Annotated in this window: 11 protein-coding genes; 9 read left to right on the top strand and 2 right to left on the bottom strand. The window is 35.5% G+C overall.

Going from position 1 to position 16,264, the window contains the following annotated elements:
- The first annotated feature begins 86 nt into the window (after positions 1 to 86).
- The 6 genes from PRVXT_RS13305 (at position 87) to PRVXT_RS13280 (ending at position 8,904) form a co-directional block, all read left to right on the top strand.
- Positions 87 to 2,567, top strand: coding sequence for an ABC transporter permease (locus PRVXT_RS13305; RefSeq protein ID WP_350343350.1), 2,481 nt, complete (start codon positions 87 to 89; stop codon positions 2,565 to 2,567).
- 184 nt (positions 2,568 to 2,751) lie between these two features.
- On the top strand, positions 2,752 to 3,432 hold the full coding sequence (locus tag PRVXT_RS13300; protein WP_350343349.1) for an ABC transporter ATP-binding protein: 681 nt from the start codon (positions 2,752 to 2,754) through the stop codon (positions 3,430 to 3,432).
- Positions 3,429 to 5,960, top strand: coding sequence for an ABC transporter permease (locus tag PRVXT_RS13295; RefSeq protein WP_350343348.1), 2,532 nt, complete (start codon positions 3,429 to 3,431; stop codon positions 5,958 to 5,960). The genes PRVXT_RS13300 and PRVXT_RS13295 overlap by 4 nt, the downstream gene beginning before the upstream one ends.
- A 662-nt stretch (positions 5,961 to 6,622) precedes the next feature.
- A complete protein-coding gene (locus PRVXT_RS13290; RefSeq protein ID WP_350343347.1) occupies positions 6,623 to 7,174 on the top strand; it encodes a VanZ family protein in 552 nt (183 codons plus the stop codon).
- 73 nt (positions 7,175 to 7,247) lie between these two features.
- A complete protein-coding gene (locus PRVXT_RS13285) occupies positions 7,248 to 7,586 on the top strand; it encodes a PadR family transcriptional regulator (RefSeq protein WP_350343346.1) in 339 nt (112 codons plus the stop codon).
- Positions 7,579 to 8,904 carry an FtsW/RodA/SpoVE family cell cycle protein gene (locus PRVXT_RS13280; protein WP_350343345.1) on the top strand — a complete coding sequence of 442 codons (1,326 nt, stop codon included), beginning with the start codon at positions 7,579 to 7,581 and terminating at the stop codon, positions 8,902 to 8,904. Before PRVXT_RS13285 ends, PRVXT_RS13280 begins: the two co-directional genes overlap by 8 nt.
- A 143-nt stretch (positions 8,905 to 9,047) precedes the next feature.
- On the opposite strand, the gene PRVXT_RS13275 is transcribed toward PRVXT_RS13280, so the two are convergent.
- Complete coding sequence (locus tag PRVXT_RS13275) at positions 9,048 to 9,281, bottom strand: hypothetical protein (RefSeq protein WP_350343344.1); 234 nt, start codon at positions 9,279 to 9,281, stop codon at positions 9,048 to 9,050.
- Positions 9,282 to 10,056: 775 nt separating this feature from the next.
- Between PRVXT_RS13275 and murC the strand changes: the two genes are divergently transcribed.
- The 3 genes from murC to PRVXT_RS13260 all read left to right on the top strand — a co-directional run bounded on the left by murC (position 10,057) and on the right by PRVXT_RS13260 (position 14,802).
- On the top strand, positions 10,057 to 11,445 hold the full coding sequence (gene murC, locus PRVXT_RS13270; RefSeq protein WP_350343343.1) for a UDP-N-acetylmuramate--L-alanine ligase: 1,389 nt from the start codon (positions 10,057 to 10,059) through the stop codon (positions 11,443 to 11,445).
- 195 nt (positions 11,446 to 11,640) lie between these two features.
- Entirely contained in the window at positions 11,641 to 12,633 is a 993-nt protein-coding gene (locus PRVXT_RS13265; protein WP_350343342.1) for a glycosyltransferase family 4 protein, read from the top strand.
- Positions 12,634 to 12,657: 24 nt separating this feature from the next.
- On the top strand, positions 12,658 to 14,802 hold the full coding sequence (locus PRVXT_RS13260) for a hypothetical protein (protein WP_350343341.1): 2,145 nt from the start codon (positions 12,658 to 12,660) through the stop codon (positions 14,800 to 14,802).
- A gap of 136 nt (positions 14,803 to 14,938) precedes the next feature.
- Here the strand turns inward: PRVXT_RS13260 and PRVXT_RS13255 are convergent, their stop codons facing one another.
- Positions 14,939 to 16,252, bottom strand: a complete 1,314-nt coding sequence (locus PRVXT_RS13255) for an ABC-F family ATP-binding cassette domain-containing protein (RefSeq protein WP_434064320.1) — start codon at positions 16,250 to 16,252, stop codon at positions 14,939 to 14,941.
- Between the last annotated feature and the right edge of the window lie 12 nt (positions 16,253 to 16,264).

Here is a 16,264-nt window from a genome sequence, read left to right as displayed (position 1 = left end):
TTGTTAAGTAGACTGGATAGACCTAAATGGACTAGAATGATTTTTGCAGAAAAATTCTTCAAGGAAGGTGACAAGGTGGTGACACTATGAAGTCTATGGGCACCTTAGCAATGAGGTATCTATGGTATCAAAAGAAAAGGACAGCATTAACTATATTGGGGATAATAATATCTGTTTCCATGTTTACATCTATTGCAACCTTAATGTTAAGCTTTAGAGATGCAGAGCTTAAAAGAGTAAAGGAAGTTAAAGGAGTGCACCATGCTAGTTTATTTAGCCACAAAAAACAATATGAAAATATTGCTTTGAATCCCCACATAGACAAAGTAGCATACTCTTATTTTGTTGGACGTGGATATGTATATGATTACCCCATTCATCTTTATAGCTACAAGGGAGATTATTTATATTTAAAAAATCTTTCGTTCAGTAAAGGAAGGGAGCCCCAAAAAACAAACGAGATAGTGTTAAGCACAAAGGTCGCACGGAAGCTGGAACTTTCTGTAGGAGATACTCTTTTGATGTCAGTGGACGGCATTTATAATTACCGCAATGATGACGGAAGCTGGATGAATGAGAATCACTATTTAGGGGAAAAAGAATTTAAAATTTCTGGCTTAATAGAAAGTGATAACCATCATCAAACAGCTTATGTTTCACATGACTATGTTGAGAGGAACCAAGGGAATGTTCTTTTTACCGTTAAAGATGGTTTAGCTGTGAGAGATGTAGTAGAGGATATAGCTCCAAATAACGGTATGATTAACTATAATAATACTCTGTTAATTTTGCAGGGACGGGTACAAAGTGATTACTACAAAGGTCTTTTCATAAGCGTTGCAGCTATAGTTATGCTGTTAGTGCTTGTGGTCTGTGGAGCTACCGTAGCAGTTACCTATAATTCATTTAATATTTCAGTATTAGAGCGAATAAGACAGTTTGGAATTATTTCTTCTGTTGGCGCTACACCAAAGCAACTACGAAGAATAGTTTTGGTTGAAGCAGGAGTTCAAGCTCTAATTGCTATTCCCTTAGGGTTGATTTTCGGAGTTGTGGCTATGCATATAGTCTTTTACCTATTATCAATAAGTGCTTACACCAGCTTTACTGGAGTGTCATTATCCTATTCGATAAAAATGCTATTGATATGTGCAGCTATAGGTTGTTTTTCGGTCTTTTTATCAGCACTTACACCGGTAATCTTGGCAGGTAAAAAGCGATCGTTAGAAGCAATTTTTTATAGGCCTAAGGTGAGCCCAATATTTAGAAAGCGAAAAGGCTTTATAATTAAAAGATTTTTTTCTGCTGAAAAAACATTAGCCTATAAAAATCTTCAAAGAAATAAAAAAAGAACTGTGCTAACAGCGCTTTCTCTGGGTGTTAGTGTAATTTTATTGATTGTTTTTAGTGTTTTTAGCTATTATTCATATGATGTTAAAAACACTAGGAATATGTATGATAATGATTTTGAAATAACTAGAACATATGGAGATCCTTATCCCGAAGAAACCTTAAATCAAATTGAACAGCTAGAAGGAATTAAAACAGTTCAAGCTCATAGAAATCATTCCGTGTTTGCAGTAGTTGAACCAGATAAAGTGAAAAATGAAAGTAAAAGTTATTCTTGTTTAGCTGATGGAGGCTCTAACGTTATCAGCGGAAAAATTTCAGGGTATAGTGAAAGTCAACTAAATGCAGCTAAAGACCATTTGTTAAAGGGAGAAGTTAACAAAAAGCAAATGATGAATGAAAATGGAGTTTTACTTGTTCAAAGTATAAACAACAGACAATCTAATACTCGGCTAATAGATTATGAAGTTGGCGATCAAATAAAAATTTTCCTAGATAAAGCAGAAGCTGAATTGCACATACAAAACCCAGAGGATTATGACTGTGAGGAGTTTATTACTTTAACTGTTAAAGGCATATTAGAAAAAGATCTATTTAATTTAAATAATGAAGGAATACATTTGATAGCTTTAGATGATTATTATAAGACCAATTTAAAAGAGGGGTACGATAAATTTTATGTTAATGCAGTTGATGATTTAGATACTGATACCCATATGCAGCTTGTTGAACAGCTAGAAGATATATCTAGAAAATCTAAAGGAGGTAGGTTTACCGATTACTTTTATAATGTGAGAAGGGATAAGCAAATATTTACTGAATCATCTGTATTTGCATATGGTTTTATAGCCTTGATAGGATTTTTAGGAGCATTAAACATAATAAACACTGTTAACGCAAACTTGCTAACAAGGACTAAGGAGTTTGCCATGTTAATGTCTGTAGGCATAGGACCAAAAAGTTTGGCAAGAATGGTTAGATGGGAGGCAATAATGAGCGGCCTTATAGGAGTAATATATGGATGTATTATTGGAAATTTATTAGGTTATTTGTTGTATCTTTTAATGAATGATGTAACAGAAATAGCATGGAAGTTTCCATGGGCTGCAAATATAACTGTTATAATAGCTACTATAATGGTATCATTATTAGCTTCTAGGGCTACAGTACAACAGGTAAAGAAGATGAACATAATAGAAACACTGAGGGAGGAATAGCTGTATTTACATGTCAAAAGGTCATCGAATGACTAAAAATGTAAGTGATGTTAACGGCTAATATTAATAGAGTGTTTAAAGTTAAGAAGTTTTATATCTTACAAAAATGTAAGAAAGATATTCACTTAGTAGTAAGGTTAAAAAGATATAATGGTATACAGAAGGAAAAGAAGGGGGTGTGTAAATGGAAATTTTACGTACAGAAAATTTATCTAAGATTTATGAAAGTGGGCAAGAAAAAGTAGAGGCTTTAAAGGATGTAAGTATTTCTATAAAAAAGGGTGAATTTGTGGCAGTGGTAGGGCCTTCGGGGTCGGGGAAAAGTACTTTGCTTCATTTGCTAGGTGGGTTAGATAGACCTACTGAGGGCAGAGTTTTTGTTGACGGTGTAGATATTTATACAATGAAAGAGGAAAAACTGGCTATCTTTAGACGCCGTCAAGTAGGGTTTATTTTTCAATTTTACAATTTGGTGCCGGTTCTTACCGCGGAAGAAAATATAACTTTGCCATTGATGCTAGATGGGAAAAAAGTTGATAAATCATATTTTGATGAAGTGATAAATTTACTTGGGTTAAAGGATAGAAAAAATCATTTTCCCTCTCAGCTTTCCGGTGGGCAGCAGCAGCGAACATCCATAGGTAGAGCAATTATTTACAAGCCAGCAGTTGTGCTAGCTGATGAGCCTACAGGTAACTTAGATAGCAAGACAAGCAAAGAAGTAATAGATCTTCTTAGATTGTCCGTTGCTAGATATCAGCAAACGTTGATTATGATAACCCATGAGATGTCTATCGCAGAACAAGCTGATAGAATAATTCGCATAGAAGATGGCAGGGTAGTAAAAAATGAGGTGGTAAGATGAAATGTATAACCACCTTGGCTTTAAGGTATTTATGGCAACAAAGGAAAAGAACAGCTTTAACGATATTGGGAATTATTATATCTGTTTCTATGCTAACATCTATTGGCATCCTTTTGCTTAGTTTTTGGGAAAGTGAGATAGAGAGACAAAAAGAGACACTAGGGGCTTTTCAGGCCGCAACCTTTGTCGACCAAAAGGGCTATGAAAAAATTATTTCAAACCCTCAGATAGACAAAATAGCTTACTCAATGTTTGTTGAAAATGGGGTTTTTGACGACGAAACTGTTATTGACCTTTATGGTTATAAAGGAGATTACTTTTATCTTAATAGTCTTAGTTTGAGTGAAGGTAGGGAGCCACAAAAAAATGATGAAATTGCTTTATATGCAACAGTAGCTAGGAAATTGGGGCTTACTATAGGAGATACTTTGGAAATGCCAGTGGGTTTTGTTGAAGAAGATGAAGTAGAAGAAGGTGTTTGGGAACAAAGCTTTGAGCACAGGGATGATAAACAATTTAAAGTAGTTGGCCTGCTGGAGGATATGAGTTTATTCAGAGGAACAAGCAAGGATATAGCATTTACTTCTCATGATTATGCTGTTCAGAGAAGTAATGAAAACAGTTTTAAAGATGTTTACTTTACCGTAAAAGATGGGTTAATTGTTAAAGATGTAGTGGAAGACATCCAAACGGGACTAGATGACCAAAGCTTTAGATATAACGACAGGTTACTGACCTTGCAGAGACAACCTGTTCAAGAACATAATATTGAAACTATGGCATCTCTAGTAGCTGTAGTTGTGTTTTTAGTGCTAGTGGTTTGTGGAGCTACAATAGCAGTTATCTATAATTCCTTTAATATATCAGTATTAGAGCGAATAAGGCAATTTGGTATCATAGGTTCTGTTGGAACTACACCTAGGCAAATACGTAGAATCGTATTTGTGGAGGCTGGGGTTCAAACTCTTATTGCTATACCGCTGGGGATTGTTTCGGGAATTATGGCTATGCATGTAGTTTTTTATTTGCTATCAATAAGTGCCTATTCAAGCTTTAGTGAAATAACGATATTTTACTCCACAAAAGTGTTGGTGGCATGTGCAGCAATAGGAGCATTTACGGTTTTTTTATCAGCACTTATTCCTGCAATTCTAGCGGGCAAAAAGAAACCGCTAGAAGCAATATTTTACAGGCCAAAGGTAAAAAGAAAAAAGTTTAAAAGGAGAAAAGGTTTTATAGTTAAAAGGTTTCTTGCGGCGGAAAAAGCATTAGCTTATAAAAACCTTCAAAGAAACAAAAAGAGATCTATATTAACTGCTTTTGCTTTGAGTATCAGCGTAATTCTGTTTATTGTTTTCTATGTTTTTAGTTATTATGCACTCAATATACAAGACGATTTCGGTGGTTTTGAATATGACTTTGAAATTCAAAGAAGACATGGGAATCCATATACAGAAGAGGATTATGAAGAAATAAAAAGCTTGCCCAAAATTAAGGAAGTTAAGCCAGTAAGGCGACAACAGGCAATTGGGATAGTTGACATGGATAAAATTACAGATGAATATAAGAATGTCCCTTGGTTTTCAAATGAAGATTCTAATATAATTGGGGGCGAGATTTTCGGATATACCCAAGACCAATTAGATTCTGCTGAAGAGTACTTGCTAGGCGGTAAAATAGACAAGGAAATGCTGGCTCAGGATAATGGAGTTTTATTGATACAAAATAAATTAGTATATCACGATAATGAAAAAATAGAATATCAGGTAACAGATTATGCCGTAGGTGATAAGATAGACCTTGTGCTAGATTCCGACGAAATACAACTATATAGAGAAGAGCAAATTGAGTTAGAAGCATTGGAAATAACTACATTAACTGTTATGGGTATATTAGAGAAAGATCCTTTTTTCAATGCTAACGGCTTAAACTTTATTACAGCAGAAGATTTTTATGTGGGTCAAGTAAGGGAAGGGTACGATATGTTTTATGTAAATGGGGTGGAAGACCTAGATAATGAAACTCACATGGAGCTTTCCCAACAGTTAGCTAATATTTCTTATAGATCCGAGGACGGAAGGTTTTTTGATGCTTATAATGCAGTGCGTAGAGAGAGGCAGCTAATAATTGAAGCTTCGGTATTTATATATGGGTTTATTGTGCTAATTAGTTTTATTGGAGCGCTAAATATAATAAATACTATAAGCACTAATCTTTTAACACGAACTAAAGAATTCGCTATGTTACGGGCTGTAGGGATGGGGCCTAAAAGTTTAGTTAACATGATTAGATACGAAGCTATATTAAGCGGATTAATAGGGGTTATTTATGGGTGTATAATCGGAAACTTGTTAGGGTATTGGCTCTACAAACTAATGAGTGATGTAAGGCACGTTCCATGGGATTTTCCATGGACTGCAAATATTATTGTAATAGTAGCAGCCATTATGATGTCGTTGTTAGCTTCTAGGGCTACAGTACAAAGGGTAAAAAAGATGAATATAATTGAGACACTTAGAGAAGAATAGATTTTGTGGGTAAAAGGGTAATGTTTTAGATAAAATAAGATGCAGGAGTCATAAAGGCCCCTGCATCTTATTTTTTGCTTTAATATTGTAACAACTACTTTGAGTAAAAAGTAAAACAGTAATAGGAGTATATATTCAATAGTAGGCGTAAACACCCTCAAAGATTTAGAGGTTGACCACTGTGGCGACATCAGCAAATGATTTACCCTACCATACATTTGTGGAGGAAGTTTATTTTCCTGCCAATTTACCCCGCTAACACTAACATGTAAGCATCTTAAATAAATTAAAAGAAATTGTCACCTGCTATCATAGTAGGCAGAAGGCAGAAATTAAACAATTTATATTGAGACTAAAACCAATAAAAACAGCCCTTTCCCTCAAAGAGGGTAGGGGGGAGGCTTCTGTGTCGCCCCGTCCCTCATAGCTAACCAATTTAAATAAGTTTTTCATTAATGTTCAGTCAATTGCCACCTAGATGATAACTTAGAAGCTCTTCTGTGTCAACCCGTTAGTAAATGGCTCCTAAAAAGTATAACTTATAGTGATACTACCCTACTATTTTTATTTGTTAAAAACAGGTTGACAGATAAAAACTGCAGGGTTATCCTATACATAGGTTGACGATGCATAGTTTATATAGGTATAGGAGGTTGAGGGAATTGATTGCGTTATTAGGGGTTTTAGGGGTAATTATTTTCATCGTGATCGATATTATAAGAAACAAGTCAAAAAATATTATAGGTAGGTTGTTGTTTTATAGTTTTTTGATTTATATGGTAAAAGTGTTTGAGGTTACAACAGGAAATATACATATATTCTCAAGGGACAGGTTAGGAGGGACAGTTTATATTCAGCTTATACCATTTAAATTTATAGCTGACTGGTATCAATTATACGTGCATAGAGGAGCAGATTGGTTTTTTTGGAACTCTGTGAGGCTTTCCCTTTATAATGTCATACTGTTACTGCCGTTAGGGATTTATCTACCTGTCCTATTTAATGTAAGGAATATAAAAAGAGTTACTATCTGGGTAATGCTTACATCATTAACCATAGAAATTTACCAAGCAATCTTTTCTTACTATGGACTTGTATTCATGCGTACATCTAATATAGATGATATTATTTTAAACACATTAGGTGGGGTTATAGGGTTTTGTTTTTACAAAATAGCGTTAAGTAAATGGGTACATAAGTTTATCGAAGGTTAACTAGTGCAAGCACCCTACTTCAACAATTTAGGAGTTGTAAGTGGCCCATACCCAAAAAAAGGAGGTGTCTAATATGAAAATTGATAAGGATCTTATGAAGGGTAGTACAAAGATGTTGATACTTAATCTTTTGAGCACTGGAGATATGTATGGTTATCAGATGGTTAAAGAGCTTGAAGAAAAGTCTGACCAAACCTTTACTTTAAAGGAAGGAACGATGTATCCTATTTTACACGCCTTAGAAAGCGAAGGGATGGTTCAGTCATATTGGGATGTAGGCGAGTCCGGTCGAAAGCGAAAATATTATAACATTACAGATAAAGGTGATAAACTTTTGCAGGAGAAGAAAAAAGAGTGGGAAGTTTATAGTCGTACTGTTAATAAGGTGATAGGGGGTGTTTGTTTTGAATAAATACATTTGTCAATATTTAAGCAAAGTATGTGGGGAAATAAAATATAAAGGAGTAACTGATGATATTTCCGAAGAAATTGAAAGCCATATATGTGAAATAGCGGACAGTTATATCGAGACGGGAATGGACGAAGATGAGGCCATTCAAAAAGCTATAACTCAGATGGGGGATCCTATCCAAATAGGTAAAGAGCTGAATAAAACACATAGACCAAAGACTGAATGGTCAATTATCGGGTTGGTTGGTGCGTTGGTGTTAATTGGAGGGTTAACACTAATTACTATTTTAAGCACTGAGTCAATACAAAACCAAGGTCAGATTCCACTTAATCATAGCCAGATCCTGCGAACCTATTTAACTTATTTGCCAATGGGTATAGGGGTTTGTATAGGGTGCTATTTCTTTGATTATACAAAAATAGAAAAGCATTCTTTGCTTATTTTTGGTGCTGCAATTGGCATTTGGATGAGTAATAGTGTAATAAATAATCCTTCAGGAATAATTGTTCTCACCATGACTCTTTTTATTATTGCTTTTGCAGGGCTTGCAAAGAGATGGGGGAGCGGGAATATAAAAGATATGTTAAAGCTTGTAGGTTTAGCAATGTTAGCTATGGTGCTTATCTCTAATACACACGTACGATCCTTTGGGTTTGTTTTGCTCTTTGGTGCTGGACTCTTAACTGTACTTACATTAGCAATAATGAGCAAGGATTTTGCTGGAAATAAAAGTAGGTTTATCTTCTCGATATATGGAGGCGCACTACTAGCGAAAATCCTCCTGCTAGCAGGACATCTAACGTCTTATAGGATGTCAAGGTTTTTAGCTATCATCCGTCCTGATTCATCCCAGAATTCAAGTGGTTGGATTATCTCCATTTCTAGAGATGCAGTATCTAATGCTGAACTTATCGGAAGGAGCGATAGCTTATACTATTGGCAAGACGGTGCGAATAAGCTTATCCTACCCGATGTTCATACGGATTACATTTTTACATACATTATCTCCACTTTTGGCCTGCTAATAGGGCTGGTCACATTAGGGATAATGGTGTGTGTGCTAACAAGGATGTTTATGGCAACGCGATCAATTCGTCACTCTTACGGAAGATATTTAGCCTCGGCAATTGTAGTTTTATTTACAATACAAGGTCTAGGCAATATTTTAATGAGCGTTGGGTTGATGCCACACTTAGGATTTTCCTTACCTCTGATTTCCTACGGGGGAACTAGTTTTGTTATAAATATGGCTTTGATAGGGGTATTATTGGGTATATATCGTAGGAAAGATTTAGTTATGGCAGGTAAGAAAGCCTGATAAAAACATCCCCACAAACCCTACCACAGCCGAGTTTCTAGGCTGGAGTATAATTAGTCCTTCAGCTTTGAAGAATAACCAAAGACTATCCGACCATCTTCTGACTAACCAACATCTGCACCTACTCACCAGCCAACGTCAGTTCAGGCACCCATAATATTATCTCCGGGATTTGGGGTGGTGATCAGCTGTTTCACCAATGCTTGTCTTTTATGGCTTATGGGTTGCCAGTAAGGTTGGATACTGGCTCTGCTAGTCAACTTAGGATGGCCCAACGCCATAAAAGCCTTCACATGGTTCCAAAACGCTTTCCACCAATCAAACCTTCCAATAATATTATGAGCACCTTCAGTATGCAGTACAGAAGCTTCTAACAACAGCTAACACCCTCGCAGAGGTAGGGGTCGCGCCTCCGTGCCGACCCATCAGCATATGACTACTAATATGGAGGTTATACCCCCACAAACCCTGCCACAGCCGAATTTGTAGGGGAGCACTAAAGTGCTCCAGCAGAACTTATTATGTCAAACCACTGGAGTAAAATTGACCCTTAGGTTTTAATAATAACCAAAAACCATCCAACCATCTCCTATCCAACTACCGTGGCCAATTAGGTGGCGAGTCTTGACCGTCAGTCAGTTGAGGCGCTCATAATATTATCTCCGGGCTTTGGGGTGGTGATCAGCTGTTTCACCAATGCTTGTCTTTTATGGCTTATGGGTCGCCAGTAAGGTTGGATACTGGCTCTGCTAAATCAATTTGGGATGGCCAACGCCATAAAAGCCTTCACATGGTTCCAAAACGCTTCCCGCCAATCAAACCCTCCAATAATATTATGAGCGCCTTCAGTATGCAGTACAGAAGCTTCTAACGACAGCCATTCCCCTCGCGAAGGTAGGGGTCGTGCCTCCGTGCCGACCCATCAGAAAGTGGCTGCTAATATAGAAGTCCCCCATATGATGTACAGAGCGAATGCGTATGGGAGCACTACAGTGCTCCCAGCAGAACTTATTATGATCAACCCTATCCAACTAGCGCTCTTTACTTTATTTAAATTTATAAAATTACCTTTTATTCTCATGAACATACTTAGGCAAATATCATACCTTAATAACATAAAGAAAGTTAAATATTAAAAAGAGGTGGTTAAGGATGACTATTCCCTACGATAAAATACACCTTATTGGCATAGGCGGATATGGAATGAGTGCGATTGCCAAAATATTGCTTGCATGGGGGCATAAAGTTTCTGGTTCAGATATAAAACAGTCGGCATTGACTAAAGGACTCGAGGAAGATGGGGCAAAAATTTACTTTGAACATGAAGCGAAAAACTTACAAGATGCAGATGCGGTGATATATTCAACAGCCATAGGAGATGATAACGTCGAGCTTCTCGAAGCCAAAAAAAGAAAGTTACCAATATATCACAGGGCTGATGTATTAGCACAGTTTTTAAATAGCAGAAAAGGTATTGCCATTGCAGGGGCCCACGGGAAGACTACCACTACTTCAATGATTTCACTTATTTTGGCAAAGGCTGGTATGGACCCTACAGCTTTTATAGGGGGAGAAATTGAGCATTTTAACGGAAACGCTAGGGTGGGCAGTTCTTGTTATATAGTAGCTGAAGCCTGTGAAAGCGATCGCTCATTTTTACAGTATAGGCCTTATGCCGCAGTGCTAACTAATATTGAGGCAGATCATTTAGACAACTATGGAGGAAGTTTTGGTAGGCTAATAAGATCATACGAAAAGTTTATCGGAAATATTGCAAAATTAGGGTATTTAGTCGTAAACGGTGACGATCCAGTTATAAAAGAATTAGATATCCTAGATAGAGAAATAATAACATTTGGGCTGAATGAGAAAAATCATTTCTCAGCTGCTAATTGTTCATTTTATAGAGGAACAGCGTCTTTTGATTTGTTTATTAAAGGAACTCCTAGAGGGAGGATAAAGCTCAATGTTCCCGGGAGACATAATGTTTTAAACTCTTTAGCTGCGATTGCGTTATGTTATCAGCTAGGAGTAAGCGTAAAAAATATGGCCGAAACTTTAAAAAACTTTAAAGGTGTTAAAAGAAGGTTTGAGATACTGTATAAAAACGAAGAAAAAATAATAGTAGATGACTATGCCCATCACCCGACGGAAATCCAATCTACTCTTACAGCGGCAAAGGAATTTAATGCACCTGTTATAGCTATATTTCAGCCGCAACGGTATACCAGAACTTCTTTTTTATTTAAGGAGTTTAGCGAAGCATTTGATTATGCGGATAAAGTTTACTTGCTACCGATATTTTCAGCAGGAGAAAAGACAATTGAAAAAATAACATCAAAAAACCTTGCTCAGGTAATAAAACAGCGCAAAACTACACAAGTTGTATATACTGATACACATAACCAATGCATAGAGATGATACAAAAAGACTTACTCAAAAAATGTATTATAGTTACAATGGGAGCGGGAGATGTTTGGAAAATCTCCCATAGCATTTCTAAAGAATTAAAGGATAAATGTATTAAAATAGACCAGTAATGGTCTATTTTAATACATTTATCCTTTCACTTATTTTTGTTAGAAAAATACCAAAATTTTAGACTTATCGACTTGTATAAGTAAGTGTAAAAATGCAAAACGATGTTTTTTTATTTTGCTGTACCCAATTGTAGTATAAATTATTCTTGCTAGGCTAGAATATAATGAGTATATATAAATATGGGGGACTTTATTATGAAGGTGTTAATTGTTAAAAGTGATGCTGTGGGTGGAATTGAAAAGCACATAAAAGACCTTAACTATTTTTTAGAAAAAGAAGGTCATCAGACTGAGACAATCAAGGTTAAGCTAGATTTTAAAGGTGGGCTTAAATCGATATATAGTTACATAAAAATGGTGGATAACTTTTCTCCAGATATAATTCATTTTCATGGCTTTAAGGCTACTCTTTATGCTTTGTATCCCTTTGAAAAAGCTAATAAAATAGTCACTGTTCACAATGACCTAGAACATCTCCAAGGTAAAAAGAAAGGATTTATTGCTAGAGGGTTTTCTCAGAGCGTGAAGGGTGTTGATGAAATTATATGTGTATCTAAACACTTGAAAGAATATATAAAACCTCTCGCTAAAAAAAAGAAGGTAAAAGTTATTTATAACGGCATATCTCTTCCCCCTTTAATTAACAAAGAAACAACCGATGCTGTTAATATAGGTTGTTGTGGGCGCTTAACTCAGATTAAAGGAATACATATTTTAGTTGATGCTTTTATCAAACTTTCCAAGGAGCACCGCAATATTTATCTTCATATAATTGGTGATGGGCCAGGTAAAACTACTCTGCAAAAGCAAGCTCAGCCAGTCAAAGATAGAGTTGTTTTTTATGGATATTTAAACAGTCCTTATGTCAAGATGTCAAGATTTGATATTTTTGTACAACCTTCGTTGAGCGAAGGTTTTGGCATAACTGTGCTTGAAGCTATGGCTTTAGATATACCAGTAATAGCCAGTGACGCCGGTGGATTAAAGGAAATAATTATGCATAATAAAAATGGTTTGATAGTGGAAAAAAATAATATTGACAATTTAAAGGATGCATTACAGAAGTTAATCCAACAAAAAAAACAAAGGGAAAGATTAAGAGTAAACAGAGGGTATGTAAAAAATAACTTCTCATTAGAAGCAATGTATAAAGAAACCATGCAGGTTTATAATCAAAAAAAAAATTAATGTGAGTTTAAAGAAGGTGTTAATTTGAAAAGAATAGCTTTTATAGTATTATTAATGTTTCTCCTTGTAAACTTTACAGCCTTAGATGTTGTTGCAGAAAATAAAAATGTGCCTAAGACTTATGTAGTTATTATAGATAGGGTCTCACCTGAACAACTAGAGGAATATGCTGGTGAAAATCTATCTTATATACTGGAAAATAGCAGCTGGGGTATAATGGCTAATAATACAGCCAGTGGTAGGAGTAGCATAAACAATGCGCTTACAATAGGAGCGTCAAGCAGAGCGGTAGGAGCTCAAGGGGAGCTTTTTTTTAACAGTCAAGAAAAAAAAGATGAGATGTTAGCCTCTTCTTTATACTTAACATTTAACCCTGGTGTATCTGTACCAGTAGATGGTGTAGTTAATCCGTTTATAAATCATGTGAAGCATCAGAATGATGAACTAATGCATCCTGTGAAAGTCGGTGCATTGGGCGAAAAGCTTAAAAAGCACCACTTAGTGCCTTTAGTCGTAGGAAATTCTGACTCAATTGAGCAGCAAAGGCACGCTGCCTGGATAGTGGCTGATAATGCTGGCCAAGTTCCTATAGGCAAGGTAGATGAAAATATTTTGATTGATACTCAAAAATTTGTTGGAGGTAAAAAAACCGATTATAACCGAATGGTTAATTATCTAGATCAGCATCAAAATAGTGCTGATATATATTTAATAGATACTGGTGACACATATAGATTGGATGAACATTATTTTAACTATACACAGCAAACAGTGGAGAATTTGACAAAGGATAGCATTCAAAGGATGGACCCTCTTTTTGAGTATATACTATCTAAGTTTAATGAAGATGATAATATATTGATTTTGACATTTAACGTTCCTCGCTGGAGACAAGAGGAGTACAATGAGTTTATCCCCACAATATACCACTATAACCAAGGTGGAGAGGCAGGCCTATTAACTTCTGGGTCTACAAAGCGGCCAGGGGTTGTAACAAGTTTGGATATAGCACCAACATTATTAAGTTTTTATGATATTAAAGCTGATAATATGTTTGGGCAGGTTGCTACTGCTAAAAGTCAGGCAGAGCAAAAAGAAGAAGTTATGTCAATGGTTAAAAGAATAAACACAGTTTATAGTCAACGTCCCTTTTTAGTACATTTCTACGTGACTTTGATAATGATTTTAGTTATTTTTATTATGCTAAACTTTAAAATAAAAGCTATTAAACTAGAGCTATTACTTTTACCTATATTAACACTACTATGGGGGCCTTTGGCATTTTTAATTATGGCTTTTTTACCAGTTGCCCCTATTTATATATCTACTGTAATATTTATTCTAATCAGCATTATATTAGCTTATACAACTACAATTGTTTATAACGAGCCAATTAACAGGTTGGTTTTTACGGCGACAGCTACAGTGGTTGTGGTTATTATTGACACTTTTTTAGATAATTTTCTACAAAAACAGTCAGTACTAGGATACGATGTTATAGGTGGTGCTAGGTTTTATGGTATAGGTAATGAATATATTGGTGTTCTCTTGGGGGGAACAATTTTAGCCACCTATCCTTTGTATAAAAAACAAAAAAGTTTCTGGTTGTATATAATATATTCCGGTGTACTTTTTGTAACCATGGCTCCGTTTTGGGGAACAAATTTTGGGGGAACATTAGCCTTGGCTGTTGGTTTTGCAATGGTATTAGTTGATTATAACCGAAAAAAAGGATTGCTAAAGACATTGGCCACTATAGGAGCAGCAGGCCTTATAATTCTAATGCTTTTGATATTTTTTAATATAACTAGCAGTAATCCAACTCATATAGGCAACTTATTTGCGGGCGAGAATGTTATAGAAGATGTTATAATGACCGCCTCAAGAAAACTGTCCATGAATTTCAAACTAATTCAGTATAGCATTTGGAGTAGAGTGTTTTTTGTGTTATTGATAGCGATAATATTTTTGGGTTTTTATCCACCTCAAAAATTGTTATACCATAAAGAGAAAAAATACTATTTAGCTATAAGAGGGATTTTAGCTGGTAGCTTTACAGCTTTATTATTAAACGATTCAGGAATTGTTACTGCAGCTATTTCTATGCTTTTTTTAACTTTACCAATATTATATTGTTTGTGCTCTGAAAAGTTACCGTTCAAACAATAATAGCAACAAAAAAGCAGCGCTAGTCTTTTAAGACTTTTGCTGCTTTAAAATTTCAGATTATTATTTCCTCTGCTCAACAGCCAGCAAACTCTTTTACTGCTGCACTGATAATAAACCCTAAACCTCCATGCCTTCGTCAATCTTGGGCGACCGTTTTAGATAGTTGATCTTCTAGCTCTTCCCAACGAGAAAAAAGGTACGATAATTTTTCTTTTTGTGCTTCATATTTTTTATTAACATCTAGATTTTTTTTGTGATTTTTATAAACCTCTTCTTTACATAGTTCAGCTTCTAGGCTTTTTATTTGTTCTTCAGTTTCAAAAATACTCTGTTCTACTTGAGAGATCTGGTCCTTGATTTTTTTAACTATGCTTTTCGTTGGCTTAGTTTTAGTTTTTGTAGATTTTTCGACACGTTTTTGTTTTTGTTCTTTTTCCCAGCGTTCTTCAGCTATTTTTTGTTGGTAATAATCAAAGTCACCTAAAAAAGTTCGAGCATTTCCATTTTTTAAAGCAATAGTTTTATTTGTGATTTTATTTAAAAAATATCTATCATGTGAAACAACTAATAGTGTTCCAGGATAATCTTGCAAAGCATCTTCCAAAACTTCTTTACTTTTTATATCTAGATGATTAGTGGGTTCATCAAGTATAATAAAATTGCTTTTTCCTAAAATCAACTTTGCTAGAGCTAACCTACTTTGTTCACCACCACTCAAAGAAGAAATGTGATTGAAAACATCATCTTGAGTAAACAAAAATTTTGCCATATATGCCCGTACCTGACCCTCTTTCCAGCCAGGTTTTACACTCCAAATTTCTTCGATGACTGTATTTGATGGTGTAAGATCATCTCTTTGCTGACTGAAGTAGCTTATTTGCACATTATGTCCAATAATGATTTCTCCTTTATCAGGGGAAAGCTTTTGAGCCAATAAGTTGAGCAAAGTGGTTTTTCCGCATCCGTTTGGACCTACAAGACCTACCTTGTCATTACGTTCTATGTTAAAATTAATATCATTGAAAATGGGTATGTGATTATAAGAAAAACAAAGGTTTTTGACGGTGGCCACAAAGCGTCCGCTGCTTGAATCTATGTTAAAGAAGAAGTCTGTAGTATGTTCGTTAGAAAAGAGGTTAACCTTTTCTAACTTCTCTAACTGTTTTCGTCTGCTTTGGGCCTGTTTAGTTTTTTGGCCAGCAATGTTACGTCTGATAAATTCTTCTGTTTTTTTTATGTGTTGTTGTTGTTTTTGATGTTCTTTAATTAACCTTTGTTCCCAGGCTTTTCTTTCCCTAATATAAAAAGAGTAATTCCCAGCATAGCTCATAAGGTCTCCACCGTGTAAATGCAGAGTTTTGCTTACTATGTTATCTAGAAACTGGCGATCGTGGGAAATCAAAAATACTGCACCCTTATACTCTTTCAGAAAGTTTTCTAGCCACAGCACCCCGTTGATATC

The organism is Proteinivorax tanatarense (genome assembly GCF_040267685.1).
In the GTDB taxonomy this organism is placed as follows: domain Bacteria; phylum Bacillota; class Proteinivoracia; order Proteinivoracales; family Proteinivoracaceae; genus Proteinivorax; species Proteinivorax tanatarense.
This window is presented reverse-complemented; position numbering and strand designations above follow the sequence as displayed.

Bases quoted from the DNA above. Each gene is read 5' to 3' on its own strand.
- PRVXT_RS13305 (WP_350343350.1), top strand. From the start codon at position 87: ATGAAGTCTATGGGCACCTTAGCAATGAGGTATCTATGGTATCAAAAG.
- PRVXT_RS13300 (WP_350343349.1), top strand. From the start codon at position 2,752: ATGGAAATTTTACGTACAGAAAATTTATCTAAGATTTATGAAAGTGGG.
- PRVXT_RS13295 (WP_350343348.1), top strand. From the start codon at position 3,429: ATGAAATGTATAACCACCTTGGCTTTAAGGTATTTATGGCAACAAAGG.
- PRVXT_RS13285 (WP_350343346.1), top strand. From the start codon at position 7,248: ATGAAAATTGATAAGGATCTTATGAAGGGTAGTACAAAGATGTTGATA.
- murC (WP_350343343.1), top strand. From the start codon at position 10,057: ATGACTATTCCCTACGATAAAATACACCTTATTGGCATAGGCGGATAT.
- PRVXT_RS13265 (WP_350343342.1), top strand. From the start codon at position 11,641: ATGAAGGTGTTAATTGTTAAAAGTGATGCTGTGGGTGGAATTGAAAAG.